The organism is Mesorhizobium sp. P160187, assembly GCF_057766425.1.
Map to the genome: position 1 here is coordinate 2,060,800 of NZ_JBYMDX010000003.1, position 16,508 is coordinate 2,077,307.

17 protein-coding genes are annotated in these 16,508 nt (G+C 60.2%); 13 read left to right on the forward strand and 4 right to left on the reverse strand.

Features of this window, described 5'->3' with window-relative positions:
- Positions 1–95: 95 nt before the first annotated feature.
- Complete coding sequence (locus tag AC3CCE_RS13440; protein WP_352519008.1) at positions 96–572, reverse strand: Lrp/AsnC family transcriptional regulator; 477 nt, start codon at positions 570–572, stop codon at positions 96–98.
- A 133-nt stretch (positions 573–705) separates the two neighbouring features.
- Between AC3CCE_RS13440 and AC3CCE_RS13445 the strand changes: the two genes are divergently transcribed.
- The 12 genes from AC3CCE_RS13445 (at position 706) to eutC (ending at position 13,028) form a co-directional block, all read left to right on the forward strand.
- Complete coding sequence (locus AC3CCE_RS13445; RefSeq protein ID WP_352519007.1) at positions 706–2,193, forward strand: NAD-dependent succinate-semialdehyde dehydrogenase; 1,488 nt, start codon at positions 706–708, stop codon at positions 2,191–2,193.
- Positions 2,194–2,205: 12 nt separating this feature from the next.
- Positions 2,206–3,606 carry an aspartate aminotransferase family protein gene (locus AC3CCE_RS13450; RefSeq protein ID WP_352519006.1) on the forward strand — a complete coding sequence of 467 codons (1,401 nt, stop codon included), beginning with the start codon at positions 2,206–2,208 and terminating at the stop codon, positions 3,604–3,606.
- Between the two features lies 1 nt (position 3,607).
- Positions 3,608–4,408 carry an amino acid ABC transporter ATP-binding protein gene (locus tag AC3CCE_RS13455; RefSeq protein WP_352519005.1) on the forward strand — a complete coding sequence of 267 codons (801 nt, stop codon included), beginning with the start codon at positions 3,608–3,610 and terminating at the stop codon, positions 4,406–4,408.
- A gap of 43 nt (positions 4,409–4,451) precedes the next feature.
- Positions 4,452–5,270 carry a transporter substrate-binding domain-containing protein gene (locus AC3CCE_RS13460; protein ID WP_352519004.1) on the forward strand — a complete coding sequence of 273 codons (819 nt, stop codon included), beginning with the start codon at positions 4,452–4,454 and terminating at the stop codon, positions 5,268–5,270.
- 59 nt (positions 5,271–5,329) lie between these two features.
- On the forward strand, positions 5,330–6,040 hold the full coding sequence (locus AC3CCE_RS13465) for an ABC transporter permease subunit (RefSeq protein ID WP_352519003.1): 711 nt from the start codon (positions 5,330–5,332) through the stop codon (positions 6,038–6,040).
- Between the two features lies 1 nt (position 6,041).
- A complete protein-coding gene (locus AC3CCE_RS13470; RefSeq protein ID WP_352519002.1) occupies positions 6,042–6,722 on the forward strand; it encodes an ABC transporter permease in 681 nt (226 codons plus the stop codon).
- Positions 6,723–6,744: 22 nt separating this feature from the next.
- Entirely contained in the window at positions 6,745–7,098 is a 354-nt protein-coding gene (locus AC3CCE_RS13475; RefSeq protein WP_023715363.1) for a cupin domain-containing protein, read from the forward strand.
- 43 nt (positions 7,099–7,141) lie between these two features.
- A complete protein-coding gene (locus tag AC3CCE_RS13480; protein WP_352519001.1) occupies positions 7,142–8,461 on the forward strand; it encodes an NAD(P)/FAD-dependent oxidoreductase in 1,320 nt (439 codons plus the stop codon).
- Positions 8,462–8,467: 6 nt separating this feature from the next.
- Complete coding sequence (locus tag AC3CCE_RS13485; RefSeq protein ID WP_352519000.1) at positions 8,468–9,418, forward strand: 2-hydroxyacid dehydrogenase; 951 nt, start codon at positions 8,468–8,470, stop codon at positions 9,416–9,418.
- Positions 9,419–9,434: 16 nt separating this feature from the next.
- Complete coding sequence (locus AC3CCE_RS13490) at positions 9,435–10,907, forward strand: NAD-dependent succinate-semialdehyde dehydrogenase (RefSeq protein WP_352518999.1); 1,473 nt, start codon at positions 9,435–9,437, stop codon at positions 10,905–10,907.
- A gap of 148 nt (positions 10,908–11,055) precedes the next feature.
- On the forward strand, positions 11,056–12,030 hold the full coding sequence (eutB, locus tag AC3CCE_RS13495) for a hydroxyectoine utilization dehydratase EutB (RefSeq protein ID WP_352518998.1): 975 nt from the start codon (positions 11,056–11,058) through the stop codon (positions 12,028–12,030).
- Positions 12,027–13,028 (forward strand): ectoine utilization protein EutC, encoded by a 1,002-nt coding sequence (gene eutC / locus AC3CCE_RS13500; protein WP_352518997.1) that lies wholly within the window; start codon positions 12,027–12,029, stop codon positions 13,026–13,028. Before eutB ends, eutC begins: the two co-directional genes overlap by 4 nt.
- Before the next feature lie 793 nt (positions 13,029–13,821).
- Here the strand turns inward: eutC and AC3CCE_RS13505 are convergent.
- Positions 13,822–14,364 (reverse strand): autotransporter, encoded by a 543-nt coding sequence (locus AC3CCE_RS13505; protein WP_023832633.1) that lies wholly within the window; start codon positions 14,362–14,364, stop codon positions 13,822–13,824.
- 147 nt (positions 14,365–14,511) lie between these two features.
- On the opposite strand from AC3CCE_RS13505, the gene AC3CCE_RS13510 reads away from it, so the two are divergent.
- The gene (locus AC3CCE_RS13510) at positions 14,512–15,240 is read left to right on the forward strand and encodes a GntR family transcriptional regulator (protein ID WP_031261966.1); all 729 of its coding nucleotides are present in this window, start codon (positions 14,512–14,514) and stop codon (positions 15,238–15,240) included.
- 29 nt (positions 15,241–15,269) lie between these two features.
- Here AC3CCE_RS13510 and AC3CCE_RS13515 read toward each other — a convergent pair whose 3' ends face one another.
- The gene (locus AC3CCE_RS13515; RefSeq protein WP_352625084.1) at positions 15,270–16,160 is read right to left on the reverse strand and encodes a sigma-70 family RNA polymerase sigma factor; all 891 of its coding nucleotides are present in this window, start codon (positions 16,158–16,160) and stop codon (positions 15,270–15,272) included.
- 32 nt (positions 16,161–16,192) lie between these two features.
- Positions 16,193–16,501 carry a hypothetical protein gene (locus AC3CCE_RS13520; RefSeq protein WP_023681378.1) on the reverse strand — a complete coding sequence of 103 codons (309 nt, stop codon included), beginning with the start codon at positions 16,499–16,501 and terminating at the stop codon, positions 16,193–16,195.
- Positions 16,502–16,508 lie beyond the last annotated feature (7 nt).

Genomic DNA, 16,508 nt, shown 5'->3' on the forward strand with positions numbered 1-16,508 from the left:
GAGGCCTCAAGTCGCGCCAGCGGTTTGCGGCCACTCCAAAATTTCGACTCTATCCGGCCCATCCTTATCAAGGCAAAATAACGCTTCATTAGAGATTATGAGAAATCAGCAGCGTCGATCGGCACTGAGAAGCCGACCTTGACGCGGTCCATGATCACCATTGTCTTGAACCCCTTAATATCGGGGTTCTCATAAAAGAACTTACGGGTAAAACTCTCATAGTCTTCCATGCTCTTCGCCGTCACGATGAGCACGAAGTCCGCATCCCCGGTCACATAGTATCCGTTCATCACCTCCGGCGTCTGGCGGATCGACTGCTTGAAGCGGTCTACAATATCCACCCGTTCGCGTTCCAAGGAGACCGAAACCAGCATGGCGATTGGCCGGCCGATGGCCTTCGGCTTCACGACGGAGATGTCGGCCTCGATCACCCCCTCGTCTCGCAAGCGCTTGAGGCGCCTCTGCACCGCGGTGGCGGAAAGGCCGACCATCTCACCGAGTTCTTCGCTCGTGTGGCGGTTGTGCGCCTGCACGATGCTCAGCAGACGCGCGTCTAATCGATCAAGCCGCATAAGGCTTCCCGCATAATTTCTTTGATCTGGTCAAAATAAGACAGGAATCCTGCGTCTATGCAATCGTTTCAACACAAAATCTGCTGACTTGCTCCATTAGGCTTCGTTGAAATAACAACGGCAAGGGGCCGATATGTTGAACACGATCATGACGGCACGGCAGGCCCTCGCTGGTCTCAGCGATACGGAGTTGCTGCGTGAAGGGTCCTATGTCGACGGCAAATGGCAAGCGCATGGCAGTGTTAGCGCGGTCACCGATCCGGCGACTGGCGATGTCATAGCCCATGTAGGAGACTGTGACGCGGCGCTCGTCAATCGGGCGATCGATGCCGCCGATACCGCCTTTGGCGGTTGGCGCGACAGGCTCGCATGCGATCGCGGAAAAATACTCTTGTCTTGGGCGGAGCTGATCAGACGCCATAGCCATGACCTTTCCATCATCCTGACGGCCGAGCAGGGCAAGCCTTTGGCCGAAGCCGAGGCCGAGATTCTTTATGGCGTCGACTTCATCGAATGGTTTGCCGCCGAAGGCGAGCGTGCCTACGGCGAGACGATACCCGGGCACAAGCCGGGGAGCCGCCTGTTCGTGTCCATGCAGCCGATCGGCGTCAGCGCCGCGGTCACGCCGTGGAATTTTCCGAGCGCCATGATCGCCCGGAAGGCGGCCGCCGCCCTAGCGGCGGGCTGCCCCGTCATCGTCAAGCCCGCCGTTGAAACGCCGCTCTCGGCCCTCGCCTTGGCGGAGCTGGCGCATCGCGCAGGCCTGCCACGGGGCGTCTTCCAGGTCCTAACCGGCGACCCGACACGTCTGACGGACAGCCTGCTCGCCGATGAACGGGTGCGTGCGTTCTCCTTCACGGGTTCCACCGAGGTCGGCAGGCTTCTGCTCGCCAAGGCCGCGGTAGTGATCAAGAAGGTTTCTATGGAGCTCGGCGGGCACGCACCCTTCATCGTGTTCGACGATGCCGACCTGGACGAGGCGTTGGAAGGCTGCGTCGCCGCCAAATTCACCACCTCGGGCCAGGACTGCCTTGCTGCCAACCGGATCTATGTCCAGGAAGGCATCCACGATGTCTTCGTGACAAGACTGAAGACTCGGATCGAAGCGCTGCGCATGGGCTCCGGCTTCCAGCATGGGGTCGACATCGGGCCGATGACGAAGACGACCGTCGTCGAGAAGTGCCGCGCCCACATGGCAGAAGCAGTCAGCAAAGGTGCCCGATTGCTGATAGGTTCGATTCCCGGCCCGGAGGCCGGAAACTTCGTCGCGCCCGCTCTTCTGGTCGATGTCCGCCACGACATGCTTATTACCTCGGAAGAGACTTTCGGTCCGGTCGCGCCCGTCCTGCGCTTCGTCGATGAGGACGACGTGCGCACCGCGGCCAACGCCAGCGAGATGGGCCTGGCCGCCTATGTCTATACCCGGGATCTGAAGCGCGCGATGCGCCTTTCGGATGCGCTCGAATACGGCATGGTCGGGATCAACACGGCGTCGTTTACCGGTGCGCCCATCCCCTTCGGCGGGTGGAAGCAGTCGGGGCTCGGGCGGGAAGGATCGCGCCACGGGCTGCAGGAATTTATGGAACTTAAGTATGTCTGCTTCGGCGGCTTGGCCGCATAAGGGCGAACGAAGATGGTAAATATTGCTGAAATCGCGGAGATGGACCGCAGGACGGTTCTTCATCCCTTCACCTATTTGAAGGATTATGCATCCGGCAACGTTGATCCGACGATCGTCGAGACGGGAAAGGGCGTCAGGATTCAAGACGCCACCGGCCGGGAATATATCGATGGCTTTGCCGGCCTTTACTGCGTCAACATCGGTTATGGCCGTACCGAGGTTGCAGAGGCTATCGCGCGACAGGCCTACAAACTCGCCTATTATCATTCCTATGCTGCACACACGACGGAAGAACTCGCGCGTCTTTCGGACCGGCTCGTCCGGATGGCGCCGGGCAAGATGTCAAAAGTCTTCTATGGCCTGTCAGGGTCGGACGCCAACGAGACCCAAGCGAAGATCGTCTGGTACTACAACAACCTGAGGGGCAAGACGAGTAAGAAGAAGATAATCGCGCGCGAGCGCGGATATCATGGATGTTCCGTGGTTTCCGGCTCAATGACAGGCATGAGTTTCTATCACGACCACATGGATCTGCCGGTCTCTGGGATTCTCCGTACCGGCGTCCCGCATTTCTATCGCGGTGCGCATCCGGGAGAAACCGAGGAGGACTTTTCAGCGCGGCGCGCCGATGAACTCGAGGCGCTCATCCTGAGTGAAGGCCCGGATACCGTGGGCGCGTTTATCGCCGAACCGGTGTTGGGCACCGGCGGCATCACGCCGCCGCCGATCGGGTACTGGCCGAAGATCCAGGCTGTGCTTCGCAAATACGATGTCCTGTTGATCGCCGACGAGGTAATCTGCGGCTTCGGGCGCACCGGCGCCATGTTCGGGTCGGACCTCTACGGCATAGAGCCCGACCTGGTAACCGTCGCCAAGGGCCTGACATCGGGCTATGCGCCTCTTTCGGCGTCTATTGTGTCACAGAAAGTCTACGAGGTCATGGAGGATGCAACGCCGCGCGTCGGCGCCTTCTCGCACGGATATACCTATTCCGGACATCCCATCAGCGCTGCTGCGGCGAACGCCGTCCTCGACATCGTCGAACGCGAGGACCTGGCCGGTCAGTCCGCCAGGAAAGGTGCTTATCTTCTTGCCCGGTTGAAGGCGGAATTCGCACAGAATCCTATTGTCGGCGAGGTTCGGGGCATAGGCATGCTGGCAGCCTTGGAGTTCGTCGCCGACCGCGGAACAAAAGCCAGCTTCGATCCGGGCCTGAAGGTCGGTGCACGCATCTCGCAGGCAGCCCGCGACCGGGGCCTCATTGCCCGCGCCATGCCGCATGGGGACATTCTTGGGTTTGCACCCCCGCTGGTCATGACGGAGGCGGAGATCGATGAGATGGTCGGCATTGCCAGGGCGGCTGTAGATAGCGTGCTCGTAGACATGGATGCGCAAGGCGCGGTGGCCGGTTAGCATGCTGCATCGCAAGATCTCACGCCCGGCCGAAGTCCTGAAGGTCAAAGATCTCGCAAAGGTGTTCGGCTCCACCAAGGTGCTGGACGGAGTTAGCTTCAGCGTAAGGCAGGGCGAGGTCGTCTCGCTGATCGGATCGTCGGGGTGCGGGAAAAGCACCGCGCTTCGCTGCACCAACTTTTTGGAGACGCCGACTTCCGGGCAGATTGAATTCATGGGAGAGGCCATCTCGGTAACCACCGACGCGCGCGGAGAGCCGAAGATTGTCAACGCAGCCGCGGTCAGAGGGCTTCGACGCCACGTCGGAATGGTATTCCAGAACTTCAATCTCTGGCCGCATCGCACTGTTCTCGGCAACGTGACCGAGGCGCTCGTTTACGTGCTCAAGCAGTCTCGGAAAGAGGCAGAAGAAATCGCGCTGTGGGCGTTGTCGAAGGTCGGCATGGAAACCTTCCGCGACCGCTATCCGCAGCAGCTTTCGGGTGGTCAGCAGCAACGTGTCGCCTTCGCGCGTGTCCTGGCAATGCGCCCGAAATTGATGCTGTGCGATGAACCGACCTCCGCACTCGATCCGGAACTGGTCGGAGAGGTCTTGAAGATCATACGCAAACTCGCAGAGGAAGGTGCGACAATCCTCCTCGTGACGCACGAAATGCGGTTCGCAAGGGAGCTGTCGAACCGAATGTTATTCCTGCAAAGGGGCCGCCTCGAGCAGGATGATACGCCGGAAGAACTGTTTCGAAACCCCGCGAGCGAAGCGGTAAAGCGGTTTCTTTCGAGCGTGATGCCGGCCAATGCCTGAAGGCAGGCACTGGACAATCAAGAACCAAACAAGGGGAACTGAGATGAAAATCAGCAAGCTAATCAAGTCCGCATTCGCATCCGGCCTGCTCGTTGCCGGGGCGGCGAACATGGCCTCGGCCGAGGAAGGTGTTTTGCGAATCGGCACCGAAGGCGACGCGCCAAAATTCAGCATGGCCGACCCAAGCGGCAACGTCACCGGCTTCGACGCTGACATCGCCAATGGGATCTGCGCCGAAATGAAGGTCCAGTGTAAGTTCGTCGTCCAGACGTTCAGTTCGCTTGTGCCCTCAATGGACAGCGACCGATTTGACGTTATCATCTCAGGTCTTGGCATTACGGCCGAGCGAGAAAAAAAGATCGACTATTCGATCCCTTACGCAACTACACCTCTTTACTTCGTCGTTGCAAAGGATTCGCCGCTGGCCGGCCTGAAAAGCCTTGACGAAATCAAGAAGGCGATCGTCGGCAAGAGTGTCGGTGTCCCCACAGGCACTACTTATGCCAGGTTCATAGAGAAGCGGATGACGGGCGTCGATCTGAAAACGTACGACGCCGTCACCCAGTTGACGGCCGATCTCGCTAGCGGTCGCATCGACGTAGCTTTCGGAGATTCACCGACCTGGGTCGACTTCCTGGCAACGCCGGACGGCGCGAACTTCGCGAAAGTCGACGTCAAGATAATTTCCACGGATGACCCGGAAGTCCTCGGCCGAGGCATGGGCGTCGGGATGCGCAAAGGCAACACCGATCTCAAGGCGAAGATCGACGTGGCCCTGTGCAAGATGATCAACGACGGCACGGTCAAAAAAGCTTCCATGCAGTGGTTCCAGGACGACTACACCATTCCCTGCAAGCAGTGATCCTTCGATAGTAGCGGCCTGCCTTGGCGTCGCCCAAGGCAGGCGGATGGGAGGCGTCTATGCAGGATTTCTGGGTTCTGATGGTGGAGCATGGCTGGGCGCTGGCTCTCCTGCGCGGCAGCGCAGTGACAATTGTGATCGGGTTGCTCGGCATGCTGCTCGGTTTCCTGGTGGCGACGCCACTGGCCATCCTGCGCTGGCAGAAGGTAGTGGTCGTCTCACAGATGGTGGATGCTTACAGCATCCTGATCCGCGGAATTCCGGGATTGCTGGTTATTTACCTGCTGTTCTACGGCTCCTTGGACTGGGTAAGAACCGTTGCTGGCACGTTCGGCTACGAGCAGGCCGCCGAGAATGCCTATCCGATGATCGTCGGCGTCATAGCGATTGCCGCGATATCCTGTGCCTACTCGATCGAGGTGATCCGCGGCGCTCTCCAAGCCGTGCCCCTCGGCATGCTCGAAGCCGCCCGCTCCTTGGCACTCCCGAGAATGGTGACATTCTTTCGCATTACCTTTCCGCTCGCCTTGCGGCTCGCACTCGGCGGCATCAACAATGTGTGGCAGATGACGATCAAGGATACGTCGCTGATCTCCGTCGTTGGCCTGCAGGAACTGATGCGGACCGCGGCGATCGCCGCCGGCATTACGAGGTCGCCGCTGTTTTTCTACTGCATTGCCGCAGCCTTGTTCTTCGCCATGACGCTCGCCAGCCAAACCGCATTCTCGAGGATCGAACGGGTCCTCAATCGCGGCTTCGGAGGGATGTGACATGGATTTGGGCATCATGGCGTATGCGCTCCCGTTTCTACTTGAGGGCGTCAAGATCACGCTTCTCATCGCAGTCTTCGGCATTGTTCTTGGTCTGCCGCTGGGAGTCCTGGTCGGCCTTGCGCGCGGATCGAAAAACCGGGTGCTTCGCGGTTTTTGCGACGCCTATTGCGCGATATTTCGTGGCACGCCAATGCTGGTGCAGATCTTCGTGATCTACTACGGCTTGGCCCAGGTAAGTTTCATACGCCACAACCCGGTTCTGTGGTGGATGATCGGCGATGGGCTTCATGCAGCCATCCTCGCCGTCGTACTGAACTCCGGCGCTTACACCGCAGAGACATTCCGATCGGCTTTCAAGTCGCTGCCCAAGGGCTTGATCGAAGCCGCCGAAGCTTGCGGCATGAAGCCATGGCACATTTTCCTTCGTATCAAGTTCCCGCTCGCGCTGCGACAGGCACTTCCCGCCTACAGCAGCGAGGTGGCCATCATTGTCAAGGAATCGAGCTTGGCTTCCGCGATCACGGTCCTAGAGATCACCGGCTACGCCAAGCGCCTGATGAGCGAAACCTTCGCGGTGATGGATATCTTCCTCATAACCGCCGCCTTTTACCTCGTGATCAGCGTCATTGCGCTGATGGCGATGAAACTTCTTGAACGCCGTTTAGCCATCCCGGCTTGAACCAGTCCTGAAAGGAAAGACCGTGTCCAACCTCACTTTCATCGACCAGAATAACCTGCCCAAACCCCGCGAAGGCAAGCCTGCTCCAGACAGGCTGATCGAAGGCGATCCGCGCTTTCTTAGTTGGGACATCGCACAGACCGCCGACGGAATAGTTCAGTCCGGCGTGTGGGAGGCGACGCCTGGAGCCTATCGCTCGATAAAGGGCAAGACTTTCGAGGTCTGCGTTATCCTGTCAGGCGTATCCGAACTGATAGAGGACGGGAAGGAGCCGCGTCGCATCACGGCCGGCGACGCCTTTGTCATGCATCCGGGTTTCACCGGCGTCTGGAAGGTCATCGAAACCACACGCAAGCTCTGGGTTAGTCGCGACTAGTGGCGTCCCAGCTTTCCTTGCAACCCAGCAGCAGTATCGCCCCATGACACAGACGCTTTCCATATCGATCAAATCGACGCCATACTGGTGGGAGGACTGCGCCTTTCCGCCTTTGCCCGTCAGCAAGCTCGATGGGAGCTGCGACGTGGTGATCGTTGGCGGCGGCTATACGGGCCTTTCCGCCGCGATTGAGCTGGCGCGGGCCGGCAAGCACGTCCAGCTGTTCGACCGCCAGTCGCTCGGTCAGGCTGCTTCCAGCCGTAACGGTGGTATGGCGAGCGGCAGCATCAGGCCTAGCCGCAAGGAACTGATCCGCCGCTTCGGTCTGGACAGGGCGAACGGCATCCTCCTGGAAGGCCAGGCCGCGCGGCAGGACCTTTGGCGGTTCCTCGAGGCGGAGAATGTTGACGCCAACTTCTTGCTGTCCGGCTTGTTCGAGGGAGCGATGACAGTCGAGGAGACGGAAGAGCTTCGGCGTCATGCCGGATTTCTGGCTGACAGCCTTGGCATCGAGACCTTCGCCGTCAAGGGATCGGACGTCCGAAAATATATCGGAACCGACCTCTATGTTGGTGGCATGGTCCGTATGGATATTGGCGGTCTACAGCCCGCGAAGCTGCTGGCCGGCATGATCCGCGTCGCGCGCGCGACCAACGCCGTTCTTCACGAGAACACCGCGGTCCTGGGATCGGCCAGCGATAAGGCAGGCGTGCGGGTCACCACCGAGCGCGGCGACGTTACGGCGAAGAAACTCCTTGTATGCACCGACGGATACACCGACGGGTTTGATCCATGGCTACGCCGCCGCCTGGTGCCGGTTCGCAGCCGGATCATAGCCACCGAACCGCTGGAAAAGCAGGTCATGGACCGGCTGATGCCCGCGCGCATGATGTATGGCGACATGCGTAGACTGAGCTACTACTACCGCCCGACGCCCGACGGGTCGCGTATCCTGTTCGGCGGGCGCGACGGTACGACCGCGGGCGATCCGCTCACGCCGACCGTCCATTTGCGAACGGAACTCGCCAGACTTTTCCCGGAACTGAATAATATCGGCATCACGCATAGCTGGTTCGGGAATGTCGCCATGCACCGGGATATGATCCCGCGCATCTTTTCGCGGGGCAACACCACTTACGCGACCGGCTATTGCGGTTCCGGCATCGTGTGGGCGCGGTGGCTCGGCAAGAAGGCGGCGCTCAAGATCCTCGAAGACACGGAGCAGCCACGCTCGGCTTTCGATTTCGATCAGGCTCCCAAGGCCGTACCGTTTTTCCGCGGTCGTCCATGGTTCATTCCGCTCGTGTACTGGATGTATGAGCGCCATGACCGGAAGACGCTGCGCCGTCGCAAGGATGCATGAGGCGGCATGACGTTCCTGTTCCTCTGTGACGCGACGCGAGGGACCGTGTTCGCCGAGGTGTTCTCAAAGCACCTGCCGGACGTTCGGTTCTGCATGGAACCGGAGGCCGTCGACGACGACGACATCCGCTTCATCATGACCTGGAACGTGCCGGAAAACCTTCGGCGATATCCCAACCTTGAGGCTGTGTTCTGCATCGGCGCGGGAGTCGATCAGTTTGCCGGGGCCACGATTCCTCCAGGTGTGAAGCTCATTCGCATGGTGGATCAGGGCATTACCGGGATGGTCGTCGAATATGTCGCTATGGCTGTCCTTTCGCTTCATCGAAACCTGCATCTCTACATCGATCAGCAGCGGCGTAGAGTCTGGGAGGAGTTGGAGCAACATCCGCAGGCCGTCGACCGCAGGGTGTCCGTTCTGGGTATGGGCGTGCTGGGTGAAGCCGCCCTTCGCGGGCTGCAGCCATTCGGTTTCCAACTCTCGGGATGGAGCCGGTCGCTCCGATCCATAGACGGCGTGACTTGCCATAGGGGCGAAGCCGGGTTGCGGAAGATGCTTGCAAGGACGGACATACTCGTCTGCTTGTTGCCGCTAACCGGGAATACGATCGGAATTCTGAACGATGACCTGTTCAGCGCCCTTCCGCGCGGGGCCCGCCTCGTTCACGCCGGCAGGGGACGTCAGCTCGACGCCGACGCGCTGGTGTCGTCGTTGGATAGCGGCAGGCTGTCGGGCGCGTTCCTCGACGTGACCGATCCCGAGCCGCTGCCGCCAGAGCATCCTCTGTGGGCGCATCCGCGATTGGTCATCACACCGCATATCGCGGCAAGCACGCAGGCGGAAAGCGCGGCGTTAACGACCGTGCAGAACGTAAAGCGTCTTCTCGTCGGCGCTGATCCAACGGGACTGGTGAATCTCGCGGAACTTTCCGAACCCAATTTCTCCGATCAAAGATAACGAAAGGCCGGCGGACATGAACGTTGCCGCAAAATTCTCTTCGCCCCTAGACGTCGCTTCTCTACCCACCGGCCTTTTCATTGACGGACAATGGAGACGCGGTACGGAGGGGAAGACCATAGACGTCATTGATCCATCCAACGGAAACGTCATCGTGTCCGTTGCGGATGCGACTGTCGACGACGCGATGGACGCGATTGCGAGCGCCCACAGGGCCGCAAAGGGCTGGGCGGCGACCGCTCCGCGCAAGCGTTCAGAGATCCTGCGCCGCTGCTTCGAGCTGATGATCGAAAGCAAGGATATGTTGGCCGAGCTTATCAGCCTGGAAAACGGCAAGACCTTGAACGACGCGCAGGGCGAGGTCTCCTACGCTGCTGAGTTCTTTCGCTGGTTTGCCGAGGAGGCAGTTCGTCTCAATGGCGAAATATCGACGTCGCCAAGCGGGGCAAACAAGATCATCGTTCAACACCAGCCAATCGGCGTCGCTGTTCTCGTCACTCCCTGGAATTTCCCGGCTGCCATGGCCACCCGCAAGATCGGGCCGGCGCTGGCGGCGGGCTGCACATGCGTCTTGAAGCCTGCTACGGAGACGCCGCTGACCGCGCTCGTGCTGGCCAACCTTTACAAGCAAGCTGGAGTGCCTGACGGCGTGGTCAACGTGGTCACCACCTCCCAGTCCGGACCAGTCGTCAGCGCCATGCTGAACGATCCTCGGGTGCGGAAGCTATCCTTCACGGGTTCCACCGAGGTCGGCCGGACACTCCTGCGCGAAGCAGCTGGAACCGTCGTGTCGTGCTCTATGGAACTCGGCGGAAACGCCCCCTTCATCATCTTCGACGATGCCGACCTGGATGCGGCCATCGAGGGCGCAATGGTGGCGAAGATGCGCAACGGCGGAGAAGCTTGTACGGCGGCGAACCGCTTCTACGTCCAGTCCGGCATCGCCGAAGCATTTTCCGCCGGGCTAGTCGAGCGGATGAAGTTGATGAAGGTCGGGGCCGGATACGATCCCAAATCGCAATGCGGTCCGTTGATCAACAGGAAGGCCGTCGAGCGCCTCACCGAATTGGTAACCGACGCCACAGCGAGAGGCGCCAAGGTGCTTGTCGGCGGCGGACCGCTCGACGGTCAAGGATACTTCTTCGCTCCAACCGTGTTGTCCGGCGTCTTGCCGGACTCGAGGATTTCGGCTGAGGAGATCTTCGGTCCGATTGCCGCGCTTACAACTTTCGATACCGAAGACGAGGTTAACGAGCTGGCCAATGCTACGGAATACGGTCTCATATCATATGTCTACACCCGAGATTTGGCGCGCGGGATGCGCGTCTCGGAACAAATGGACAGCGGCATGGTCGGGCTGAATCGCGGTCTTGTATCTGACCCCGCAGCGCCATTCGGCGGAATGAAGCAGAGCGGGCTCGGCCGCGAGGGCGCCCACCTTGGGATTCTCGAGTTCTGCGAGACCAAGTACATCGCGGTTAGCTGGTAGGGCGATCGATCTGCGTGGGGGCTGGGGACTGCCAGGTGTCCACGTCGGGACAGACCTCGGACCACAGTCATTGATGAGCTTTGGGTTATGGATCTCTCAAATATCGCAGGCGAATCCGCTGCATCGATGTCGATCAAGGTACGGTTGAATGGTTGATTTAGAAGACATCGAAAGGGCCCGCGATCGGATCGGCGGCTGCATTTTTCCGACCCCGCTCATGCCGTCGCGTTCGCTATCGGAACTCTGTGGTGTGCCCGTCCACCTCAAGTTCGAACATCATCAGGCTACGGGAAGCTTTAAGCTGCGAGGCGCCTTCAACGCGCTTCTTCAATTGACCGACGAGGAGCGCGCGCGAGGCGTCATCGCTGCTTCTACAGGCAATCATGGAAGAGCGTTGTCATTCGCAGCGCAAGCGTGTGGCGTGAAGGCGACGATATGTATGTCGAGCCTGGTGCCGGACAACAAGATTGTCGAGATTCGCCGCCTTGGCGCCGATGTCCACATTGTAGGACGGTCACAGGATGAGGCGCAGGAAGAGGCCGAGCGGCTCGTCTTGAGCGAGGGATTTAATCCGATTCCGCCCTTCGATCATCCAGCGGTCATTGCCGGCCAAGGGACGTTAGGTTTGGAAATCATCGATGCCCTGCCGGATGTCGCGACCGTACTCATTCAGCTTTCCGGTGGTGGCCTCGCCTCGGGTGTCGCACGCGCGATCAAATCCAAGCGGCCCGAAGCGCGCGTTATTGGGGTCACGATGGAGCGAGGCGCGGCGATGAAAGCCAGCCTGGATGCTGGTCACCCGATCCAAGTGGAAGAATTCGAGAGCCTCGCGGATTCCCTGGGTGGCGGCATTGGTCTTCACAACAGGCTGACCTTTGCCATGTGCGGAGATCTCCTGGACGATGTCGTTCTTTTGAGCGAGGCCGAGATCGCCGTCGGTATCCGACACGCTTACCTGCAAGAGCGCGAGATTGTCGAAGGCGCTGGTGCCGTTGGGATAGCAGCATTATTGGCGAACAAGGTCAGCAGCCTGCGAGGTCCCACCGTGACGGTTCTGTCAGGCCGCAACATAGATATGCAACTGCATCGCCGTATCATAACAGACGAAGCGAGCCCCAAATGAATTTCGCAAAACCGAAGATCTTGACCGGGCCTCAACTGAAGGGCTTGGTGAAGTTAGATCTCGACATCGTCCGCTGCGTGGAGGAGGCATTTCGCACCTTGGCCACGGGAAAGGTTGTCATGCCGCCCATCCTGCGGCTCGATATTCCCGAGCATCGCGGGGAAGTCGACGTCAAGACGGCGTATGTGCCAGGCCTGGACGGCTTCGCCATCAAGATCAGTCCGGGTTTCTTCGGCAATCCCGAGATCGGCTTGGCGAGCACAAATGGCTTGATGATATTGCTCTCTAGCACGACGGGTTTGGTGCAGGCGCTGCTGCTGGACAACGGTTATCTGACCGATCTGCGCACGGCCGCTGCCGGCGCGGTCGCCGCCAAGTACCTCGCCCGCAAAGACGCCTCGATTGCCGCCATCCTGGGCGCGGGACTGCAAGCCCGTCTTCAGTTGCAAGCACTCATGCTTGTCCGCCCGATCCGTTCGGCCCGAATATGGGCACGCGGGGGAGTCAAAGCCCACCTTGCCGCGCGAGAACTGTCCGACGAGTTGGAGATCGACGTTGTCGCTTGCCCGACCCAGGAGGAGGCTGTTGCAGGCGCGCATATCATTGTCACGACGACGCCGGCTGTGAGCCCGATCTTTTTATCGCGCTGGCTTGCACCCGGACAGCACATAACAGCAATGGGCTCGGATGCTGAACACAAGAATGAGATCGAGCCTCAGGTGATCGCCACTGCCGACATCTATGTGGCCGACAGCTTGGCACAAACTAGACGTCTCGGCGAACTGCATCACGCAATCAATGCCGGTGTCGTTGACGAGAACGCGCGCTTTGCCGAACTCGGACAGATCATTGCCGGTGAGATGGCGGGGCGCACCAGTGCCGACCAGATTACGATCGCGGATCTCACCGGAACAGGGATTCAAGACACCGCTATCGCGAACTTCGCATTCGCGCGGTCACGTCAACTGACAGAAGGAACGACCAACGAGCCCTGGTAGCCTTCGTTTGATTAACGTGTTCCTACTTGAGGAGACGCTAACCGACGGCCTGCTGTCCATTACTGGGAGCTAAGAACACCCATCGGAAATTGGCAGAGCAGAATCAAGCCGAGTTCCGTTCTTAGTCTAAGTTGGCTGTTTGCCCGATACTTCGGGTTCGAGGCCGTCAAGGACTGGCGCAAAGTTTTCCAGGAGCACATCCGCTCACGCGGGTAGGACGTTGTCTGCAGCGCCCCACGTGCTGAAATTCCCTGAACCACTCTGAATCTAGCTTACTCCTAAACGGCAGCTTACTGACAGAACTCTGCCTTGCGGTCAGTCCCCTCTCGGCCCAAATCAGTCATCGGCAAAGCTCGACTTGCAGCAATCCGGTCAAACCGGTTTGTCACTGATCTATGCTACAGACGTGCTACCTTTGATAAAAATAAAACCAACAAAATCAGTGATTAGGCGACGGTGCGTTGCGTCTCTTCGGGCGCGCCATTTCCGCCGAAACTGTGATTTCCTGCGATCCGCTAGCCGGTCTTGGGCTCACATATGAAGAGCAGGTCGCGGAACACGTTGCCGAGCACCGCCTCATTCGAGTGCTGGAGAACTGGACGCCGCCTATTCCAGGCTTCTTTAAATATTACCCCAGTCGCCAGCATCAGCCTGCCGCACTAACTGCGCTAATCAACGCGCTGCGGTGTTCTTGAAATGGCCGGTACGTGGGGACTGTTATCTGGGCGCGGCGACGTCAGAACGCTCGCGCGCGCCGCCGCGCAGCAGGCTCACTTTTCTTCCGCTTTCCCGGTCAGGGCCCAATCGGCCTCGCCCCAGCCAGATACCGCTCATTGTCGAACGGCTCGGCGTGGGTGCTGTCCGGGCTCCACATGTGGCGGTGGGTCTCCGTCAGATTGCCGAGATAGACATGCAGCGCGCCCGAGCGGGCGCTGCCGGTGTTGGCGACCGCATGCACCGTATCCGGGTTCATATGCACCACCGCGGGCGCCGCGATGTCGTGGCGTTCCGGCGCATCGATCTCGCTGCCGTCAACGGGATAGATGAAGTTGGTCTCGCTACCCTTGTAGATGCCGATCAGCGCATCCATCAGATGGTTGTGCGGCGGGTACTGCAGGCCGGGCGACAGCGTGATGTGGTAGATGGTCAAGTCAGGGCTGGCATGCAGCAGCACCTCATCGTCGTCTTCCTCATGCGCGAGCACGCCTGATGCATGGAAGCGATCGGTGTGTTCGCGCAGCACCGCCTTGACCCGTTCGAAGGCATGAGCACCTTTGGCTGCGTTGACGATATCGGAGGTTACGGCGTAGAGAGGCGAGTTGGCGGCAAGAGACATTTGTCGTCATCTCCATTGGGAAGCTCAACCAATACAACTGAGATGCTCAGGCTAGCGAATGCCGGCAGACCCGTCAACCGGATGGTCGAAACGGGCAAGCAGACTACGCGGGCAGACCACGCGGGCAGACCAAACGGGCAGGCAGATATGGCTCTTCCGAAATCAGTGTCACCGTCCGCCGTCAAGGCGCCGTCGACCGCCGACATATTGCGCAGCGAGGAAGCTTATGAGCAGCTGAAGAGCGACATCGTCGCCTGCGTCCTGCAACCCGGCGAAAGCCTGACCGAAAAGCAGATCGGCGACCGCTACCAGATCAGGAAGGCGACGATCCGCTCGGCTTTGGCCCGCCTGACGCAGGAAGGGCTGATCAAGAGCGAGCCGCGCCGCGGCTATGTCATCGCACCTCTTAGCCTGCGCGACGTCAACGAGATCTTCGACGTCCGCAGCCTGATCGAACCGGAAGTGTTCCGGGTGGCCGCGGCAAACCTCACCGAACGCGGGCTCGACGACATCGGGCTGGCGGCGCAGAAGGTGCTGAAGCCGGAGACGCTGCGCAGCCATGTCGCCTTTCTGGCGGCCGACCGCGCCTTTCGCCTGGCCCTGGCTGAACTCTCCGGCAATCTGCGCCTGGTTCGCCTGCTCGACCAAACGCTCGACCAGTCGGAGCGTGTCCTCCATCTCGGCTTCAAATCGCGCGACTTCACGCAAGCGATCATCGGCCAGCAGAAGGAGTTGGTGCTTGCCTGCGAGCTGGCCGAAGTCTCGGCCATCGCAAAGCTTGCCCGCTCGCAGTGCCTGTCGCTCAAGAAGCAGGTGCTCGAGGCCTTGCTCGCCGGCTCCAAGCTGCAGGACGCCAATTTGCAAAGCTTCGCCTGAGGCGCGAAGCCGCGCTCTCTGGCCGATGCTTACCCGTCGATGAAGCGGATGTCCGCATCGGCAAGGCAATAGGGCGCGTAGCGGAAATCGCGGATATGGCTGACCTTTCCATCCTGCCAGTCGACCAGCATGAAGCCGCGCACGGCGTCATCTCCCGCTTGCGGGTTGCGGATCAGGATGGCCGCCCTGCCGTCGACGAAGCCGAGCGACAGCGCCCAATCCTGGACACGGTCGTAATTGCCGAAATAGTTGGAAACCTGCGCTTTGCCGCGCATGCGGGTGCGGTTGACGACTTCAAGCTGGATGTCCTCGGCGATCAACGCGCGCACGGCGTCGAAGTCGCGCGCGTTGAACAGGTCGACATAGCGGCGCAGGCGCCGCTCGTCGTCGGCGTCGAGCTTTGGGGCAGGCGCCTGCTCGTCCTGTGACGCCAGCAGGCGCAGCTGCGACCGCCCGCGATGGAGCGCTGCCTTGGTCGCAGCCAGGGTCGCGCCGGACACTTCGCAGGTTTCGTGCAGGCTGAGGCCAAGCACGTCGACAAGGATCACGGCGCTGCGCTGCACTGTTGCCAGCTGCATGAAGCTTCGCAGGCTGGCGGCGGTGGCGAGCCTCGCATCGGCGCTGGCGGAGGGGTCTTCGATCGTCGTCATGTCGGTCTCGCTCATGCGCGCCTGCTCCCGCTGGCGCCGGCGCAGATGATCTTGCGCGGCATTGTGGGCTATGCGGAACAGCCATTGCTCCGGATGCTCGACGGCGGCGTCGCCGTCGATGGCCTGCAGTGCCTTGATCAGTGTCTCCTGGACGATGTCCTCGCCATCGATCACCGAGCCGGCCATGCGGGCGCAGTAGCGGTGCAGCTTCGGTCGCAAGGAGCCGAGCATCGCCTCCAGGGCAACGCGGTCGAGTTTTGCTGTGTTCATCCTGTCCGTTCCCAAAATGCCGGTCTTTGCATTCAAGCCGGCACGACCTCGCCGGCCAGCATACGATAATTGCCGACGATCTTTGCCGGCGATCTGGCAAGCGGCGTCGAGCGGCGTCCGGCATGATCGGCGCTGAAGGCCTTGAAGGCTGCGAGCCCGGTCAGGCCGTCGCCATCCTGGCTGACAAGATGGATGAACTCGCCATTCTCCAGTTCCAGGACGAGGTAGCGCACGGATTGCGGCTTCGTGTCGTCGAGTGCCTCGAACACCTGTGCAACCAGCATACGGTTCTCGGCGATGCTTTCGTCCTTCACGCCGTAGCGGATGAGATTGTAGCCCATTGTCGTC